An 18,166-nucleotide genomic window follows, 5' to 3' on the forward strand; every position below is an offset into this window, starting at 1 on the left:
ACGGCTCCGATGAGCAACATTCCCGAAATCAAAAAAACCGCTGAACAAAAAATGCAGCAGTCGCTGGAGGCCCTGCGCGCGAGTTTGGCCAAAGTGCGAACCGGCCGGGCCAACCCCGCGTTGCTGGACACCGTGCAAGTGGAATATTACGGCTCCATGGTGCCAATCAGCCAGGTGGCCAACCTTTCCTTGTTGGATGCGCGCACGATCGGCGTGACGCCGTGGGAAAAGGGCATGGTGGCCAAAATTGAAAAAGCCATTCGGGAATCTGATCTTGGCCTCAACCCAGCGGCGCATGGCGACCTGATCCGGGTGCCGATTCCACCCATGACCGAGGAGCGCCGGCGCGAGCTCGTCAAAGTGGTCAAAGCCGAGGGCGAGCACGCGAAGGTGGCGATCCGCAACCTGCGCCGCGACGCCAACGAGCACGTCAAGCGGTTGCTCAAGGATAAGCTCGTTTCGGAAGATGAAGAGCGGCGCGCTCAGGATGAGATTCAAAAACTCACCGACCGCATGATTGCCGAAGTGGACAAGATGGTGACGGCCAAGGAAGCCGACATCATGGCGATCTGAGGCTGTCAAGGCATGGCGGGTGATCGCAACGCCTCCCTCCCTCCACGTGTCCACGGCGTGCCCGTGCACGTGGCCATCGTCATGGATGGCAATGGCCGCTGGGCGCGTCAGCGGCTGTTGCCGCGGGCGGCGGGGCACCGCGCGGGGATGGAAGCGTTGCGTCGCATTGTCGCGCACGCCGCTCGACGCGGGGTGGCGGTGCTGACGGTGTTTGCTTTTTCTTCGGAAAATTGGGCGCGCCCCCCCGAAGAGGTGCAGGGCATTTTGCGTCTGCTGGCGCAAGCCCTGATCGACGAGGTGCCCCGTTTGCATGAGGCCGGCGTCGCGCTGCATGTGGTGGGCGCGCGCGACGGGCTTGATCCGCAGCTGGTGCAGGGCATCGAAGAAGCGCAGCGGCGCACCGTTGGCAACACACGGTTGGTGCTCAACGTCTGTTTCAACTATGGAGGGCGCTGGGATATTGTGCAGGCCGCGCAGCGCCTGGCAGCGCGTGGAGAACCCATCAACGAAGCGAGCCTGTCGGCGGCGCTGGCGTTGGCGCATGTGCCCGACCCGGATCTGGTGATCCGCACGGGCGGCGAGCAGCGCATCAGCAACTTTGTGCTGTGGCAGCTGGCCTACAGCGAATTATTCTTCACCGATTGCCTGTGGCCGGCTTTCGACGAGGCGGAGTTTGACCGCGCGCTGCAGGCTTACGCCGGGCGGCAACGCCGCTTTGGCCGCACCCCTGAGCAGGCGCTGTCGGCCACCGTGGCAGCCTGAGCGCTTCGACCTCCGTCTCTTACCCCGAGCCCGATTTCATGCTGCGTCAACGGGTCATCACCGCGGCGGTGTTGTTGGGTTTGCTGGCGCCGGCGCTGTGGAGTCGGGTCTCATGGCCCTTCGCCTTGGTCACGTTGTTGTTGTTGGCCGCGGCGGGCTGGGAATGGGGGCGCCTCAATGGCTTGTCCGGGCCAAGCTCCATGGCCGCTGCGGGAGGCCTGGCCGGCGCGCTGGCCCTGGCGTGGTGGCAGCAGCCTCAGCTTGCCCAAGGAGGAGCGTTTTGGTTGCTGGCTACGCTTGTCTGGTGCGTGGGGCTGTCGTGGGCGCTGGGGCGAGGGGTGTCCGACTGGAGCCGTCAGCCGCGTTGGGCTCGCTTGTTAGGGGGGTGGATGGCGCTGGCGCTGGCATGGTGGGCATTGGCCACGTTGCATCAGCTTGGCGTGGCTGTGCTGCTGAGCACCTTGTTGTTGGTCTGGGTGGCGGATGTGGCGGCCTACTTCGGTGGTCGTGCTTGGGGGCGGCGTAAGCTTGCCGCCGAGATCAGCCCCGGCAAAAGCTGGGAAGGCGCATGGTGTGGCGCGGCGGCGGTGTTGGCGCTGGCCTTGGCCTGGGTCGCAGCAGCCCGCCTCTGGGGAGGTTGGTGGCAGGACAGTTTGTTTGCCCGGCTATGGGCCGTCGCGCCTGGGTGGGCCGTGGCTTGGTGGATGTTGCTCACCGGCTTGAGCGTGGCGGGAGACCTGTTTGAGTCGCTGGTCAAGCGCAGCGCCGGGGTCAAGGATTCCAGCCGGCTGCTGCCGGGCCATGGCGGCGTGTTGGATCGTATCGATGCCTTGCTGCCGGTGTTGCCGGCGGCGCTGGCAGCGTTGTCGCTGTCACCGGGAGGCGGGCGGTGATGGGGGCGCGCGCGTTTGCGGCGGATCTTGCCCGCCAGCGGGTGGCGGTGCTTGGGGCAACTGGCTCGATCGGCGCCAGCACGCTGGACGTGCTGGCGCGGCATCCGCAGCGTTTTGAGGTGGTGGCGCTCAGCGCCGCGCGTCAGGTTGCCAAGATGGCCGATCTTTGCCGGCGTTTCCGACCGCGCTGGGCGGTGATCGGCGCCGGGCACGGCGCGGCGCTGCGGGCTGAGCTGAATCAGCGCGGCCTGCTCGACGTCGAGGTGCTGGAAGGCCAAGCAGCGTTGCAGGCGGTGGCCAGCGCTGCGGAGGTGGATATCGTCATGGCGGCGATCGTTGGCGCCGCCGGCCTGGCGCCGTGTCTGGCCGCTGCGCGCGCCGGCAAACGGCTCTTGTTGGCCAACAAAGAGGCGCTGGTGGTCGGCGGCGAGGTGTTTTTGCGCGCGGTGCGCGAAGGCGGTGCGACGTTGTTGCCGGTGGACAGCGAGCACTCCGCCGTTTTTCAGGCGCTGCCCGAGGATGCCTCGACCTGGTCGGCGCGCGTGGACAAGATCGTCCTGACCGCCTCCGGCGGGCCGTTTCGCACGCGCGATCCGGCTACGCTGGCCGATGTGACGCCGGAGCAGGCGTGCGCCCACCCGAACTGGGTCATGGGGCGCAAAATTTCGGTGGACTCCGCCACCATGATGAACAAAGCGCTGGAGGTCATCGAGGCGCGCTATCTGTTTGGCCTGGAGCCGCGGCGCATCGAAGTCATCGTGCATCCGCAAAGCGTCGTGCACTCGATGGTGCAGTTCCGCGACGGCTCGGTGGTGGCGCAGCTGGGCACGCCCGATATGCGCGTGCCCATCGCCTACGGCTTGAGCTGGCCTGAGCGCATCGACTCGGGCGCCCCCGCGTTGGATTTGACGCGGCTGGCTGGCTTGACGTTTGAAGCTGTCGATCCTGCGCGCTTTCCCGGCCTGCGGCTGGCCTGGGAAGCGCTGGAAGCGGCGCCGGGCACGCCGGCGGTGCTCAACGCCGCCAACGAGGAGGCGGTGGAAGCCTTTCTGGCAGGCCGGCTGCGCTTCGATCGCATCGTGGCGGTGACGCAGGCCACGATGGAGCAGTGTTTGCCCGGGCCCGTTGGGGGACTGGATGACCTGCTGGCGCTGGATCGGCGCGCGCGGGCGGTGGCGCGGCATTGGGTGCAGCAGTGGGCCCTTTAAAGCCGAGCGCTGCGTGCCGCCAGTTGCCATGACAAACTTGCGCTTATGCTGACGGTGCTTTCGTTCCTGGTTGCGATTGGCATTCTGATTGCGGTGCACGAATGGGGGCACTATCGCATGGCCGTGGCTTGCGGCGTGCCGGTGATGCGCTTTTCCATCGGCTTTGGCCGTCCGCTGCTGCGCTGGCGCAACCGTGCCGGGACGGAATTTGTCATCGCAGCTTTGCCGCTGGGCGGGTATGTGCGGATGTTGGATGGCCGCGAAGGTCCGGTGGAGCCTGAGCGCCGTCGTTTGGCTTTCGATGCCCAGCCGCTGCGCAAGCGGGCCGCGATCGTCGCAGCCGGCCCCGCCGCCAACCTGTTGCTGGCGGTGCTCCTGTATGCATTCGTGGGATGGTGGGGCGTGACCCAGCCGCTGCCGATTTTGGGAACACCGCAAGCGGGGTCGCTTGCCGAACAAGCGGGCTTGCGCGCCGGTGAGCGTGTGCTGGCGGTGCAGCGCGGCGAAGATGCGGCGCCGCAGCCCGTTCGCTCGTTTGAGGCGTTGCACTGGGCCCTAATCCAGGCGGCGTTGCAGGGGCGCGATCTCACGCTGCTGCTGGGCGAACCGCATGAGGCGGTGCCGCGGCGCGTGACCTTGCCGCTGGCTGCGCTGCAGGCGCGCGAAGCCGATGCCGCGCTGTTGCAGCGCATAGGGCTGGTGGCGCCATGGTCGCCGCCTGTGGTCGGGACGGTGCAACCCGATGGAGCTGCGGCGGCTGCTGGCTTGCGCGAAGGCGATCGCGTGCTTGCGGTGGACGGGCGCGACGTGGGCGATGCAGCCCAACTTCGGGCGTGGATTCGCGCGGCGGTCGATGCGGAGGGTCGCGCCTCAACCCAGCTTTGGCAGGTGGAGCGCGATGGCCGTCTTTTGGAGTTGGCGGTGACGCCGCGCCCTGAGCCACAGGGCTCGCAATGGGTGGGCCGCGTCGGGGCGATGATCGGGGGAACGCCTGCCACCACGTTGGTGCAGCTTGGCCCTCTGGAGGCGTTGGCGCAGGGCGCGCAGCGCACATGGGAGGTGGCAACGCTGACCTTGCGGATGCTGGGCCGCATGGCGATCGGCGAAGCCTCGCTGAGCAACCTCAGCGGCCCTCTGACCATGGCCGACTATGCTGGCAAGTCGGCGGCGCTGGGGTGGATCGCGTTTGTCTCGTATTTGGCGCTGATCAGCGTCAGCCTTGGGGTGTTGAATCTGTTGCCGCTGCCCGTCCTCGACGGGGGGCACCTGATGTATTATCTGTGGGAGGCGGTGGTCGGTCGGCCGCTGTCGGAAATTTGGATGGAGCGGCTGCAGCGAGCTGGCCTTGGCGTGCTGGCGGCGCTCATGACGCTGGCCATCGCCAACGATTTGATGCGGTTGCTCGGCTAACCGTCGAGCGGCCCCTATCCTCAGGGCATGAAACGCACATCTCAACGCGCTTGGCGCGTCCGGGCCGGTTTGTGGTTGGTCGCTCTCTCGGCGGCGCTGCCGGCTTGGGCGGTAGAGCCCTTCACCCTACGAGATATCCGTGTCGAGGGCCTTCAAAGGGTCGAGCCCGGCACCGTCTTGGCGTCGCTTCCGTTTCGAATTGGCGATCGCTACACCGACGAGCAGGGGGCGGCCGCCATTCGGGCGCTGTTCGCTTTGGGTTTGTTTTCCGATGTGCGGCTGCAAGTGGAAGGTGATGTGCTGGTCGTCATCGTCGAGGAGCGTCCGACGGTGGCCGACGTCAGCTTCAGCGGGGTCAAGGAATTTGACAACGAGGTGCTGCGCAAAGCGCTGCGGGACATCGGACTCAGCGAAGGTCGCCCGTTCGATCGCGCCTTGGCCGATCGGGCCGAACAAGAACTCAAGCGTCAATACCTCAATCGCAGCATGTATGCGGTGCAGGTGACCACCACCGTGACCCCGATCGAGCGCAATCGCGTCAACATCAACTTTAACGTGGTGGAGGGTGACGTCACCAAGATCCGTGAAATTCGCATCGTCGGGGCGCAAGCGTTTTCCGAAAAGACGCTGCTGGATTTGTTTGATTTGGACACCGGCGGCTGGTTGAGCTGGTACACCAAAAGCGACCGCTACTCGCGCGCCAAATTGAATGCGGATCTGGAGACGCTGCGCTCCTATTATTTAACGCGCGGTTATCTTGAGTTTCGCATTGACTCGACCCAGGTCGCCCTGTCGCCTGACAAAGCGTCGCTTTCGCTGACCATCCACATTACCGAAGGGCAGCGCTTTGTCGTCTCGGCCGTGCGCCTTGAAGGCGACTACCTGGGGCGAGAGGACGAGTTCAAATCGTTGGTGCGCATTCGCGCTGGGCAGCCCTACAACGCCGACGAAGTTGAGCAGACGGTCAAGGCGTTTACCGATTATTTTGGTCAGTTCGGTTACGCCTTCGCGCGGGTGGAAGCGGTGCCCGAGCTGGATCGGGAACGCGGCCTGGTTACGCTGACGCTGCGCAGCGAGCCCTCCAGGCGTGCGTATGTGCGCCGCATTCAAATCGAGGGCAACCACCGCACGCGCGACGAAGTCATTCGTCGCGAATTCCGGCAGTTGGAGTCGGCGTGGTACGATGGTGACAAAATCCGCTTGTCGCGCGACCGTGTGGATCGTCTTGGTTTCTTTACCGAAGTGGCGGTCGAGACTCAGGAAGTGCCGGGCGCGCCGGATCAGGTGGATTTGATTGTCAAAGTGACGGAAAAGCCGACCGGCAACTTGACGCTGGGCGCGGGTTATTCGCAGGCGGAAAAGTTGTCGCTGTTGGCGGGGATCCAGCAAGACAACGTCTTTGGCACCGGCAATTACCTCGGCCTCAATCTCAACACAAGCAAATATAACCGACAGTTGGTGCTTTCCACCACCAACCCCTATTTCACCGATGACGGCATTTCCCGCAGCTTTGATCTCTACTACCGAACCACCCGTCCTTTCAACGCTCAGGACGGCGACTACCGCTTGGTGACGCCGGGGGTGGCGATTCGCTTCGGCGTGCCGTTTACGGAGGTAGATACGGTCTATTTCGGGCTTGGGGTTGAACAAACCAAAATCGAGCCGGGCAATCGTATGCCAACGGCTTACAACGATTTCATTGCGCGGTTCGGCGATGCGCCCGTGTCGGTGCCGCTGACGGTGGGCTGGGCGCGCGACGAGCGCGACAGCGCTTTGGTGCCGACGCAAGGCATCCTGCGTCGTGTGAACGGCGAGCTTGGCATCGCCGGTGACACCCGCTACGTCAAAGCCAATGCACAGCACCAGCAATATTTGCCGTTGAACAAAAAGTTTACGCTCGCGTTCAATGCTGAGCTCGGCTGGGCCAAGGGGTTGGGAGGCAAACCGGTTCCCCTGTTTAAACACTTTTATGGCGGGGGATTGGGCTCCGTGCGCGGTTTTGAGCAGGGCACGCTGGGAGCCACCAGTGACATTGTCGGCACCTCGGACAAAGCCTATTTGGGCGGCACGAAAATGGCGGTGCTCAACACCGAGCTGATCGCGCCTTTCCCCGGGGCTGGCAACGACCGAACTTTGCGTATGTTCGGATTTGTTGACATCGGCAACGTTTTTGCCCCGGACCAAAAGCTCAAAGTTGCCGATCTACGCGCGTCGGTCGGCGTCGGGATCAGTTGGATTTCGCCGGTCGGCCCGCTTCGAATCGCATTGGCCAAGCCGGTGCGCAAACAGCCTGGCGATCGAACCCAAACGGTTCAGTTTTCAATTGGAACGGCATTCTGATGAGTTTGAAGGCAGTGAAACAAATGATTCGCAAGTGGGCGGTGTTGGCGCTGGCTGCTCTTACGGTGTCGGCCTGGGCGCAAGAATTTAAGATCGGCTTTGTCAGCACCGAGCGGATCTTGCGCGACTCCAACGCTGCCAAAGCGGCGCAAGCGCGCCTGGAGCAGGAGTTCGGACGGCGCGAGCGGGAAATCGAAAATCTCGGCAACCAGCTTCGGCAGGCGACGGAAAAATTCGAAAAAGAAGCTCCAACGTTGTCGGAAAGTCAGCGCGCCGCGCGGCAACGGCAAATTGCCGAGCTGGAGCGCGATTTTCAGCGCCGCCGTCGCGAGTTTCAAGAAGACTTAGCCCAGCGCCGCAACGAAGAGCTGCAGCAGGTCATCGAGCGCGCCAATCGCGTCATTCGACAAATCGCGGAAAGCGAGAAGTTCGACCTGATCCTGCAGGAGGCTGTTTACATCGCGCCGAAGCACGACATCACCGACAAGGTGATCCAGGGTCTTAACAACGCGCGCTGAGACGCGCTGGCCGATGGTGCTGCCCAACGGTGGCCGCGATCGCCAAGCTTCGGCGACAGGGGTTCTGCTTGCCGAACTGGTCGCCGCGCTTGGGGGTGAGCTGCGTGGCGCGGACGTGCGCCGGGTGTGGCGCCTGGCTCCGCTGGTGGAGGCCGACCCCGACAGCCTTTCCTTTGTGGCGCATCCGCGCTACCTGGCGCAGCTGCAAGCGAGCCGTGCCGGCGTCGTGATCGTCGCGCCGACGTTGGCGGATGCGGCATTGCAGCGTCCCGACCCGCCGCCGGGCGGCTGGGCCGCGTGGGTCGTTGCCGATCCGTACGCCACGTTTGCCGCGCTGACGCGCTGGTGGCGTGCGCACGTGCAGCCGCGCCCGGCGCCCGTCGGGGTGCACCCCACCGCCTGGGTGGCGCCGGGCGCACGCGTGCACCCGACGGCGCGGCTCGGGCCGTTTGCGGTGGTGGAAGACGGCGCGGTGGTGGAAGAGGGCGCGGAGCTCGGCGCGCACGTGGTGGTGCAGGTGCGCGCACACGTCGGCGCCGGTACGCGGCTGGGGCCTCACGTCGTGCTCGGCTACGACTGCCGCATCGGCGCGCGCGGCCTCGTGCACGGCGGCACGGTCATCGGCGCCGACGGCTTTGGCTTTGCGCCGGTGCCGCTGCCCGATGGGGAGGGCAAGCGCTGGGAGAAGATCGAGCAGCTTGGCGCCGTGCGCATCGGCGACGACGTGGAGATCGGCGCCAACTGCTGCATCGACCGCGGCGCGCTCGGCGACACGGTGCTGGAGGACGGCGTCAAGCTCGACAACCTGATCCAGATCGGCCACAACGTGCACGTGGGCCGCCACACCGCGATGGCCGGCTGCGTCGGCATCGCCGGCTCGGCGCGCATCGGGGCGTTCTGCACGCTGGGTGGCGGGGCCATCGTGCTCGGCCACCTGGAACTCGCGGACCATGTGCACATCTCGGCGGCGTCGGTGGTGATGCGCTCGATCCTGCAGCCTGGGCACTACAGCGGCATCTTTCCGATCGACGACAATCGCGCCTGGGAGAAAAACGCCGCGACGCTGCGCCAGCTGCATGCGCTGCGCGAGCGCCTCAAGGCCCTGGAACGACGCACGACCCCATGATGGATATCCACCAGATTCTCAAGCAACTGCCGCACCGCTACCCGATCCTGCTGGTGGACCGGGTGCTGGCGCTGCACAAGGGCGCCTCGATCCGGGCGCTGAAGAACGTCACGATCAACGAGCCGGTGTTCACCGGGCACTTTCCGCACCGGCCGGTGTTTCCGGGCGTGCTGATGCTGGAGGCGCTGGCGCAGACGGCGGCGCTGCTGGCGTTTGCCACGCTGGAGGTGACGCCGGACGAGCAGACGGTGTACTACTTCGCCGGCATCGACGGCGCGCGCTTCAAGCGCCCGGTGGAGCCGGGCGACCAGCTCGTGATGGACGTGACGCTGGAGCGCATGAAGGCCGGCATCTTCAAATTCAAGGGCGTGGCGCGCGTCGGCGACGAGGTGGCCTGCGAGGCCGAGCTGATGTGCACGATGCGCCGCATCGCCGGCTGAAGCCGACCAAGCCCGCGATGGCCCGCATCCATCCGACCGCGCTGGTCGATCCGAAGGCCGAGCTCGACGCCGACGTCGAGATCGGCCCCTACACCGTCGTCGGCCCGCACGTGCGCATCGCCGCCGGCACCACGGTGGGCGCGCACTGCGTGCTCGACGGCCACACGACGATCGGGCGCGACAACCGCATCTACCCGTTCGTCAGCCTCGGCCTGCCGAACCAGGACAAGAAATACCGCGGCGAACCGTGCCAGCTCGTCATCGGTGATCGCAACACCATCCGCGAATACAGCACCTACCACGTCGGCACGGTGCAGGGCGGGGGCGTGACGCGCCTGGGCGACGACAACTGGATGATGGCCTACACCCACCTGGCGCACGACTGCGTGGTCGGCAGCCACACGATCTTTGCCAACAACGCGCAGCTGGCGGGTCACGTGCAGGTCGGGGACTGGGCGATTCTGGGGGGATTCACGGTCGTGCACCAGTTCGTGCGCATCGGCGCGCACGCGATGACGGCCATGTGCGCGCTGCTGTTTGCGGACGTGCCGCCGTTCGTGATGGCGCAGGGCCAGCCGGCGCAGGCGCGCTCGATGAACTTCGAGGGGCTGCGCCGACGCGGCTTTTCCGCCCAGCGCATCGCCGCGGTCAAGGCGATGCACAAGGCGCTCTACCGAGAGGGGCTGACGCTCGCGCAGGCGATCGAGCGCATCGAAGCGCTGGCGCGGACGCACCCCGAAGCCGCGGCAGACGTGGCGCTGATGCGCGACTTTCTGGCCGGCGTCGATGCGCAGCGCGGCATCGTGCGCGCGCGCCGTGGCGAGGCTTGACGGCAGCTGGGTGAAATGAGCCACCCGTCTCGGGATGCGGCCACGGGCGCCGCCGCGCCACGGCTGGCGCTGGTGGCCGGCGAAGCGTCGGGCGACCTGCTGGCGGCACAGCTGCTGCAGGGGCTGCGCGCGCGCTGGCCCGGGCTGCAGGCCGCCGGCATCGGCGGGCCGGCGCTGCAGGCGCAGGGGTTCGAGGTCTGGTGGCCGACTGAGAAGCTGGCGGTGCGCGGCTACGTCGAGGTGCTGCGCCACTACCGCGAGATCGTCGCCATCCGCCGCCGCCTGCGCGCGCGGCTGCTGGCCGAGCGCCCGGCGCTGTTCGTCGGCGTCGATGCGCCGGACTTCAACCTGACGCTGGAGGCCGACCTGCGCGCGGCGGGGATTCCGACGGTGCACTTCGTCGCCCCGGCCATCTGGGCGTGGCGGCCGGAGCGCGTCGAGCTGATCCGCCGCGCCTGCGACCACGTGCTGTGCATCTTCCCGTTCGAGCCGGCGCTGCTGGCCCCGCACGGGATCGCCGCCACCTACGTCGGCCACCCGCTGGCCGGCGTCATCCCGCCGCGGCCGGACCGCGCCGGCGCGCGCGCGTCGCTCGGTATCGACGACGCGCAGCCGCTGGTGGCGCTGCTGCCCGGCAGCCGCCGCGCCGAGATCGACCATCTGCTGCCGCGCTTTCTCGCCGCGGTGGCGATCCTGCGCGCCGAGCGGCCGGGGCTGCGCTTCGTGCTGCCGGCCGTGCCGGCGCTGGAGGGGCTCATCCGCGCCCAGGTGGCCGCGAGCCCCCACGCCGCGGCCATCACCGTGCTGCGCGGGCAGTCGCACACGGCGCTGGCTGCCTGCGACGCGGCGCTCGTGGCCAGCGGCACGGCGACGCTGGAGACGGCGCTGTTCAAGCGCCCGATGGTGATCGCCTACCACATGCACCCGCTGTCGTGGTGGCTGACGCGGCGCAAGATGCGCCAGCCTTGGGTCGGGCTGCCCAACATCCTGTGCGGCGAGTTCGTCGTGCCGGAGCTGCTGCAGGACGCGGCCACCCCCGCGGCGCTGGCCGAGGCGACGCTGGCGTGGCTGGCCGACGACGCGCAAGCGCACGCGCGGCGCGAGCGCCTGGTGGCGCGCTTCGAGGCGCTGCACGCCGAGCTGCGGCGCGACACCGCGTCGCTGGCGGCGCAGGCGATCGCGCCGCTGCTGGAGCGCGGGAGGGCGGCATGAGGGCCGACCGTCCGCGCCGCCGCCCCGCGCGGTCGAACGCCGGCCACGCCGCCCAGCTGGCGCTCGACTGGGACGATGGCGGGCTCGTGGCCGGGGTGGACGAAGCCGGGCGCGGGCCGCTGGCCGGGCCGGTGGTGGCCGCCGCGGTCATCCTCGACCCAGGCGCTCCGATCGACGGCGTGGCCGATTCCAAGGCGCTCAGCCCCGCGCGGCGCGAGCGGCTGTTCGACGCCATCCACGCCCGCGCCCGGGCCGTGGCGGTGGGGCTGGCCAGCGTGGAGGAGATCGACCGCCTCAACATCCTGCAGGCGACGCTCCTGGCGATGCAGCGCGCGGTGGCGGCCCTGAGCCTGCGGCCAACCCGGGTGCGGGTGGACGGCAACCGCCTGCCGGCGCTACCGGTGCCGGCGGAGGCGGTGGTGGGCGGCGACGCGACGGTGGCGGCGATCGCCGCCGCCTCGATCGTCGCCAAGGTCACGCGCGACCGCCTGATGGACGCGCTGCACCGCGAGTACCCCGACTACGGCTTCGACCGCCACCGCGGCTACGGCACCGCGCAGCACCTGCAGGCGTTGAGCCGGCTCGGGCCGACGCCGGCGCACCGGCGCAGCTTCGCGCCGGTGGCCCGCGCGCTGGCCGCAGCCTTAGAGGGAGGACGCCGATGACCCGCGGCGACGAGGCGCCGATCGCCTCGCGCGACAACCCGCGCTTCAAGCGGCTGCGCCGGCTGGTGGAGGATGCCGCGGCCTACCGGCGCGACGGGCTGGTCTGGATCGAGGGCGACCACCTGCTGCGCGCGCTGCTGGCGCGCGGCGGCCGGCCGCAGGCGGTGGTGCTGACGCCGCAGGCCGAGCCGCTGTGGCACGAGATGCGCGCCGCCGCCGGCCTCGGGGCCGACGCCGTGCCGCGGTGGCGGCTGACGCCGGCGCTGATGGCGGCGCTCACGCAACTCGCTTCCCCCGCAGCGTTGGCGGCGCTGTGGCCGCTGCCGCCCGCTGCCGTCCCCGAGCCCGAGGCGCCGACGGTGGTGCTGGACCGCGTGCAGGATCCCGGCAACGTCGGCTCGATCCTGCGCAGCGCGGCGGCGTTCGGCTTCGCGCAGGTGCTGGCGCTGCGCGGCACCGCGGCGCTGTGGTCGCCGAAGGTGCTGCGCGCCGGCATGGGGGCGCACTTCGGCCTGCGCCTGTCGGAGGGGCTGGCGCCGGACGACCTGGCCGGCCTGCGCGTGCCGCTGCTGGCCACCAGCTCGCACCAGGGCGAGTGGCTGCACCGCGCCCGCCTGCCGTGGCCGTGCGCGTGGGTGTTCGGGCATGAGGGTCAGGGCGTGCAGCCGGCGCTGCGGGCGCGCGCCGCGCGCACGCTGCGCATCGCCCAACCGGGCGGCGAGGAGTCGCTCAACGTCGCCGCCGCGGCGGCGATCTGTCTGCACGCCAGCGCGGTGCAGCGAGCCGGAGCCGGCTGACCCACCCGGCGTGCCGGCTCACCGCCGTCCATGCTGCGATGCAAAACCAATCGGGGGTGGTCGCTATAATCGAAAAGTTTATCCAGACCGCCCGCTGCCGCCGTGGCCGGTTCCGCGCGCGTCCCTCCGACGGATGCGGTCGGTGGGCCCGGCGGTGGGCTGGCGGCACCGCCAACCTGGAGTCCCGCACCGTGTTTTCCGTCCCCGCACCCGCCATCCTCGCGCTTGCAGACGGCACGGTCTTTGAAGGGGTGTCGATCGGCGCGCCCGGTCGCACCACCGGCGAGGTGGTCTTCAACACCGCCATCACCGGCTATCAGGAAATCCTCACCGACCCGAGCTACCGCCAGCAGCTCGTGACGCTGACGTACCCGCACATCGGCAACGTCGGCGTCAACGGCGAGGACGTCGAATCCGGCGCCATCCAGGCTGCCGGCCTGATCATCAAGGACCTGCCCCCGCTCCATTCCAACTTCCGCGCCGAGCAGTCCCTGGGCGAATACCTGCGCCGCGAGGGCGTCGTTGCCATCGCGGGGCTGGACACGCGCGCGCTGACGCGCCGCCTGCGCGAGCACGGCGCGCAAAACGGCGCCATCGTCGCGCTGCGCGAGGGCGAGGCGCTCACCGACGCCGTGCGCGCCGAGGCCGTGGCCGCCGCGCTCGCCGCCCCCAGCATGGCCGGACTGGATCTGGCGCAGACCGTCACCACCGCGCAGCCGTACGAGTGGACCGAGACCGAGTGGCGGCTCAAGCGCGAGGATGGCTCGCGCGGCTACGGGCGCTTGGCGCAGCCACGCTTCCATGTCGTCGCTTACGACTTTGGCGTCAAGCGCAACATCCTGCGCATGCTGGCCGAGCGCGGCTGCCGCGTCACCGTGGTGCCAGCGCGCACCCCGGCGGCGGACGCGCTGGCGCTGCGTCCGGACGGCGTGTTCCTCTCCAACGGCCCTGGCGATCCCGAGCCGTGCGACTACGCGATCGCGGCGGCGGCCACCGTCATCGAGCGCGGCGTGCCGACGTTTGGCATCTGCCTCGGGCATCAGATCATGGCGCTGGCCAGCGGCGCGCGCACCTTCAAGATGAAGTTCGGCCACCACGGCGCCAACCACCCGGTCAAGGATCTGGATACCGGGCGCGTCAGCATCACCAGCCAGAACCACGGCTTTGCGGTGGACGAGGCGAGCCTGCCGGCGACGCTGCGCGCCACGCACGTGAGCCTGTTCGACGGCACGCTGCAGGGCATCGCGCGCACCGACCGGCCGGCGTTTGGCTTCCAGGGCCACCCGGAGGCCAGCCCCGGCCCGCACGACATCGGCTACCTGTTCGACCGCTTCGTCGGCCTGATGGAGCAGGCGCGCGCAGTCTGAGCCGCGCATCCGCCGACGAACCAGCCGCGCGCCACACGCCAACCGACCATGCTGGGTATCACCGACCTGACCACCTTCATCGTCGGCACGATCGTCATCGTGCTGCTGCCGGGGCCCAACTCCATGTATGTGCTGTCGGTGGCGTCGCGCGAGGGCGTGCTGCGCGGCTACCAGGCCGCCTGCGGCGTCTTCGTCGGTGACACGATCCTGATGGCGCTGTCGGCGGCGGGGCTGGCCTCGGTGCTGGCGGCCCACCCGTGGCTGTTCATGGCCGTCAAGTACGCCGGCGCGGCTTATCTCGGCTGGATTGGGCTGAACCTGCTGCGCGCGGCGTGGCGCGGCTGGCGCCGCGGGGCCCCGCAGCGACTCGAGGCTGAGGCGCCGCCGCCGGCTGCGGCGGGTGGCGGGCGGCCGTTTCGCCGCGCGCTGTCGATCAGCCTGCTCAACCCCAAGGCGATCTTTTTCTTCATCTCGTTTTTCGTGCAGTTCGTGGACCCTGCCTATCCGTGGCCGGCGCTGAGCTTCGTGGCGCTGGGCGCGATCGTGCAGGTCTGTAGCGCGCTCTACTTAAGCGCCCTCATCTTCGCCGGCGACCGGCTGGCGCAGGCGTTCCGCGCGCAGCGTCATCTGGCCGCCGCGCTCAACGCCGCCGTCGGCGCCCTGTTCATCGGCTTCGGCCTGCGGCTGGCGCGCGCCAGCGCCCCGTGACCGCCGTCGGCCCACCGACCCTTTCGACACCATGCCCAAGCGTCAAGACCTTCGCAGCATCCTCATCATCGGCGCCGGCCCGATCGTCATCGGCCAGGCGTGCGAGTTCGACTACTCCGGCGTGCAGGCGTGCAAGGCGCTGCGCGAGGAGGGCTACCGCGTCATCCTGATCAACAGCAACCCGGCCACCATCATGACCGACCCCGCCACGGCGGACGCGGTCTATATCGAGCCGATCACCTGGCCGACGGTCGAGAAAATCATCGCCAAGGAGCGCCCGGACGCCATCCTGCCGACCATGGGCGGCCAGACCGCGCTGAACTGCGCGCTGGACCTGTGGCGCCACGGCGTGCTGGAGCGCTACGGCTGCGAGCTGATCGGCGCGCGCCCGGAGGCCATCGACAAGGCCGAGGACCGCCAGAAGTTCAAGGAGGCGATGACGCGCATCGGGCTGGAGTCGGCCCGCTCCGGCATCGCGCACAGCCTGGAGGAGGCGTGGGCGGTGCAGCGCACGGTGGGCTTTCCGTGCGTGATCCGGCCTAGCTTCACGCTGGGCGGCACCGGCGGCGGCATCGCCTACAACCCGGAGGAGTTCGAGACCATCTGCAAGCGGGGGCTGGAGGCCTCGCCGACCTCGGAGCTGCTGATCGAGGAGTCGCTGGTCGGCTGGAAAGAGTTCGAGATGGAGGTGGTGCGCGACAGGGCCGACAACTGCATCATCGTCTGCTCGATCGAAAACCTCGACCCGATGGGCGTGCACACCGGCGACTCCATCACCGTGGCGCCGGCGCAGACGCTGACCGACAAGGAATACCAGCGCATGCGCGATGCGTCGATTGCCGTGCTGCGCGAGATCGGCGTGGACACCGGCGGCTCCAACGTGCAGTTCGCCATCAACCCAGCCGACGGGCGCATGATCGTCATCGAGATGAACCCGCGCGTGAGCCGCTCCTCGGCCCTGGCGTCCAAGGCCACGGGATTCCCGATCGCCAAGGTGGCGGCCAAGCTCGCGGTGGGCTACACGCTCGATGAGCTGAGGAACGACATCACCGGCGGGGCCACGCCCGCGTCGTTCGAGCCGACCATCGACTACGTCGTCACCAAGATCCCGCGCTTTGCGTTCGAGAAGTTCCCGCAGGCCAACGACCGCCTGACGACGCAGATGAAGTCGGTCGGCGAGGTGATGGCCATTGGCCGCACCTTCCAGGAAAGCTTCCAGAAGGCGCTGCGCGGGCTGGAGGTCGGCGTCGATGGGATGAACGAAAAGACCCAGGACCGCGAGACGCTGGAGCGCGAGCTTGGCGAGCCGGGGCCGGAGCGCATTTGGTATGTGGGCGACGCCTTCGCCGCCGGCTGGACGCTGGAGGAGGTGCATCAGCTCACCAAGATCGACAAGTGGTTTTTGGCCCAGATTCAGGAAATCGTGCAGATCGAGCTGGCGCTGGACGCCCACACGGCGCAGCACGGTGCGCGGGCGCTGGAGGCGCTGGATGCCGCCACGCTGCGCACGCTCAAGCGCAAGGGCTTCTCAGACCGGCGGCTGGCCAAGCTGTTGGCCAGCACCGAAGAGGCGGTGCGGGCGCGCCGCCATGCCCTGGGCATCCGCCCTGTTTACAAGCGCGTGGACACCTGCGCGGCGGAGTTCGCCAGCCACACCGCCTACCTCTACTCCACCTACGAGCAGGAGTGCGAGGCCGCGCCGAGCGATCGGCGCAAGATCATCGTGCTCGGCGGCGGCCCCAACCGCATCGGCCAGGGCATCGAGTTCGACTACTGCTGCGTGCACGCGGCGCTCGCCTTGCGCGAGGACGGCTTCGAGACCATCATGGTCAACTGCAACCCGGAGACCGTCTCCACCGACTACGACACCAGCGACCGGCTCTACTTCGAGCCGCTGACGCTGGAGGACGTGCTGGAGATCGTCGCGGTGGAGAAGCCCGAGGGCGTCATCGTGCAGTACGGCGGGCAGACGCCACTGAAGCTGGCGCTGGGGCTGGAGCGCGCCGGTGTGCCGATCATCGGCACGACGCCCGACATGATCGACGCTGCCGAGGATCGCGAGCGCTTCCAGCAGATGCTGCACCGGCTGGGCCTGAAGCAGCCGCCCAACGCCACTGCGCGCACCGAGACCGAGGCGATGGAGAAAGCCGCCGAGCTCGGCTATCCGCTCGTGGTGCGGCCGAGCTACGTGCTGGGCGGGCGCGCGATGGAGATCGTGCACGAGCCGCGCGATCTGGAGCGCTACATGCGCGAGGCGGTCAAGGTCAGCAACGACTCGCCGGTGCTGCTGGACCGTTTTCTCAACGATGCCATCGAGTGCGACGTGGACTGCATCCGCGACGCCAGCGGCCAGGTGCTGATCGGCGGCGTGATGGAGCACATCGAGCAGGCGGGCGTGCACTCCGGCGACTCGGCCTGCTCGCTGCCGCCGTACTACCTGTCGGCGGCCACGGTGGCCGAGATCAAGCGCCAGACCGCCGCGCTGGCTGAGGCGCTGCAGGTCGTCGGCCTGATGAACGTGCAGTTCGCCATTCAAGAAGTGGAGGAGGGCGGCGCCAAGCGCGACGTGATCTACGTGCTGGAGGTCAACCCGCGCGCCAGCCGCACCGTGCCGTTCGTCTCGAAGGCCACCGGCATTCCACTCGCCAAGGTGGCGGCGCGCTGCATGGCGGGCAGGACGCTGGCGCAGCAGGGCGTCACGCGCGAGGTCACGCCACCCTATTTCAGCGTGAAGGAGGCGGTGTTCCCGTTCGTCAAGTTCCCGGGCGTGGACACCATCCTGGGGCCGGAGATGAAGTCCACCGGCGAGGTGATGGGCGTGGGCCGCACGTTCGGCGAGGCGTTCGTCAAGAGCCAGCTCGGCGCGGGCGTCCGTCTGCCGCGGCCCACCGACGCGGTGCGCAGGATCTTCCTGTCGGTCAAGCCCGGCGACAAGGCGCGCGTGGTGCCGATCGCGCGCGACCTGGCGGCGATGGGCTTCGAGCTCGTGGCCACGCGTGGCACCGCCGCGGCGATCCAGGCCGCGGGCATCCCGTGCGCGGTGGTCAACAAGGTCACCGAGGGCCGCCCCAACATCGTGGACATGATCAAGAACGGCGAGATCGCCATGGTCATCAACACGGTGGAAGAGCGCCGCAACGCGATCGCCGACTCGCGCTACATCCGCGTGGCGTCGCTGGCGCACCGCGTGACCACCTTCACGACGATCTTCGGCGCCGAGGCGGCGGTGGAGGGCATGAAGGTGATGGACGACCTGCCGGTGTACGCGCTGGCGGAGCTGCATGCGCAGCTGGCCTGAGCCGCGCGTGCCTGCCTAA

At 68.5% G+C, this 18,166-nt stretch carries 16 protein-coding genes; all 16 read left to right on the forward strand.

Going from position 1 to position 18,166, the window contains the following annotated elements:
• Positions 1-9: 9 nt before the first annotated feature.
• The 16 genes from frr to carB all read left to right on the forward strand — a co-directional run bounded on the left by frr (position 10) and on the right by carB (position 18,147).
• The gene (gene frr, locus Talka_RS04215) at positions 10-573 is read left to right on the forward strand and encodes a ribosome recycling factor (protein ID WP_143889983.1); all 564 of its coding nucleotides are present in this window, start codon (positions 10-12) and stop codon (positions 571-573) included.
• A 12-nt stretch (positions 574-585) separates the two neighbouring features.
• Positions 586-1,335, forward strand: coding sequence for a polyprenyl diphosphate synthase (uppS, locus tag Talka_RS04220; RefSeq protein WP_143889868.1), 750 nt, complete (start codon positions 586-588; stop codon positions 1,333-1,335).
• A 38-nt stretch (positions 1,336-1,373) separates the two neighbouring features.
• Entirely contained in the window at positions 1,374-2,228 is an 855-nt protein-coding gene (locus Talka_RS04225; RefSeq protein ID WP_143889869.1) for a phosphatidate cytidylyltransferase, read from the forward strand.
• Complete coding sequence (locus Talka_RS04230; protein ID WP_143889870.1) at positions 2,228-3,436, forward strand: 1-deoxy-D-xylulose-5-phosphate reductoisomerase; 1,209 nt, start codon at positions 2,228-2,230, stop codon at positions 3,434-3,436. Before Talka_RS04225 ends, Talka_RS04230 begins: the two co-directional genes overlap by 1 nt.
• 45 nt (positions 3,437-3,481) lie before the next feature.
• Positions 3,482-4,846, forward strand: a complete 1,365-nt coding sequence (rseP, locus tag Talka_RS04235; protein ID WP_143889871.1) for an RIP metalloprotease RseP — start codon at positions 3,482-3,484, stop codon at positions 4,844-4,846.
• A gap of 27 nt (positions 4,847-4,873) precedes the next feature.
• Positions 4,874-7,186 carry an outer membrane protein assembly factor BamA gene (bamA, locus tag Talka_RS04240; protein WP_143889872.1) on the forward strand — a complete coding sequence of 771 codons (2,313 nt, stop codon included), beginning with the start codon at positions 4,874-4,876 and terminating at the stop codon, positions 7,184-7,186.
• 23 nt (positions 7,187-7,209) lie between these two features.
• A complete protein-coding gene (locus Talka_RS04245; protein WP_143889984.1) occupies positions 7,210-7,704 on the forward strand; it encodes an OmpH/Skp family outer membrane protein in 495 nt (164 codons plus the stop codon).
• A gap of 13 nt (positions 7,705-7,717) precedes the next feature.
• Positions 7,718-8,830 (forward strand): UDP-3-O-(3-hydroxymyristoyl)glucosamine N-acyltransferase, encoded by a 1,113-nt coding sequence (gene lpxD / locus Talka_RS04250; RefSeq protein ID WP_143889873.1) that lies wholly within the window; start codon positions 7,718-7,720, stop codon positions 8,828-8,830.
• Positions 8,827-9,270, forward strand: a complete 444-nt coding sequence (gene fabZ, locus Talka_RS04255) for a 3-hydroxyacyl-ACP dehydratase FabZ (RefSeq protein ID WP_143889874.1) — start codon at positions 8,827-8,829, stop codon at positions 9,268-9,270. The genes lpxD and fabZ overlap by 4 nt, the downstream gene beginning before the upstream one ends.
• A 17-nt stretch (positions 9,271-9,287) precedes the next feature.
• On the forward strand, positions 9,288-10,100 hold the full coding sequence (lpxA, locus tag Talka_RS04260) for an acyl-ACP--UDP-N-acetylglucosamine O-acyltransferase (protein WP_143889875.1): 813 nt from the start codon (positions 9,288-9,290) through the stop codon (positions 10,098-10,100).
• A 15-nt stretch (positions 10,101-10,115) separates the two neighbouring features.
• Positions 10,116-11,312, forward strand: coding sequence for a lipid-A-disaccharide synthase (gene lpxB / locus Talka_RS04265; protein ID WP_185970057.1), 1,197 nt, complete (start codon positions 10,116-10,118; stop codon positions 11,310-11,312).
• Positions 11,309-11,977: a ribonuclease HII gene (gene rnhB, locus Talka_RS04270; RefSeq protein ID WP_143889876.1), complete on the forward strand. Its 669-nt coding sequence runs from the start codon at positions 11,309-11,311 to the stop codon at positions 11,975-11,977. Before lpxB ends, rnhB begins: the two co-directional genes overlap by 4 nt.
• Positions 11,974-12,774, forward strand: coding sequence for a TrmH family RNA methyltransferase (locus Talka_RS04275; RefSeq protein ID WP_143889877.1), 801 nt, complete (start codon positions 11,974-11,976; stop codon positions 12,772-12,774). The genes rnhB and Talka_RS04275 overlap by 4 nt, the downstream gene beginning before the upstream one ends.
• A 191-nt stretch (positions 12,775-12,965) precedes the next feature.
• The gene (gene carA, locus Talka_RS04280) at positions 12,966-14,141 is read left to right on the forward strand and encodes a glutamine-hydrolyzing carbamoyl-phosphate synthase small subunit (protein ID WP_246100568.1); all 1,176 of its coding nucleotides are present in this window, start codon (positions 12,966-12,968) and stop codon (positions 14,139-14,141) included.
• Positions 14,142-14,189: 48 nt separating this feature from the next.
• On the forward strand, positions 14,190-14,849 hold the full coding sequence (gene leuE / locus Talka_RS04285) for a leucine efflux protein LeuE (RefSeq protein ID WP_143889879.1): 660 nt from the start codon (positions 14,190-14,192) through the stop codon (positions 14,847-14,849).
• 31 nt (positions 14,850-14,880) lie between these two features.
• Positions 14,881-18,147 (forward strand): carbamoyl-phosphate synthase large subunit, encoded by a 3,267-nt coding sequence (gene carB, locus Talka_RS04290; protein WP_143889880.1) that lies wholly within the window; start codon positions 14,881-14,883, stop codon positions 18,145-18,147.
• Positions 18,148-18,166: the final 19 nt, after the last annotated feature.

This window comes from Tepidimonas alkaliphilus (assembly GCF_007556595.1).
In the GTDB taxonomy this organism is placed as follows: Bacteria; Pseudomonadota; Gammaproteobacteria; order Burkholderiales; family Burkholderiaceae_C; genus Tepidimonas; species Tepidimonas alkaliphila.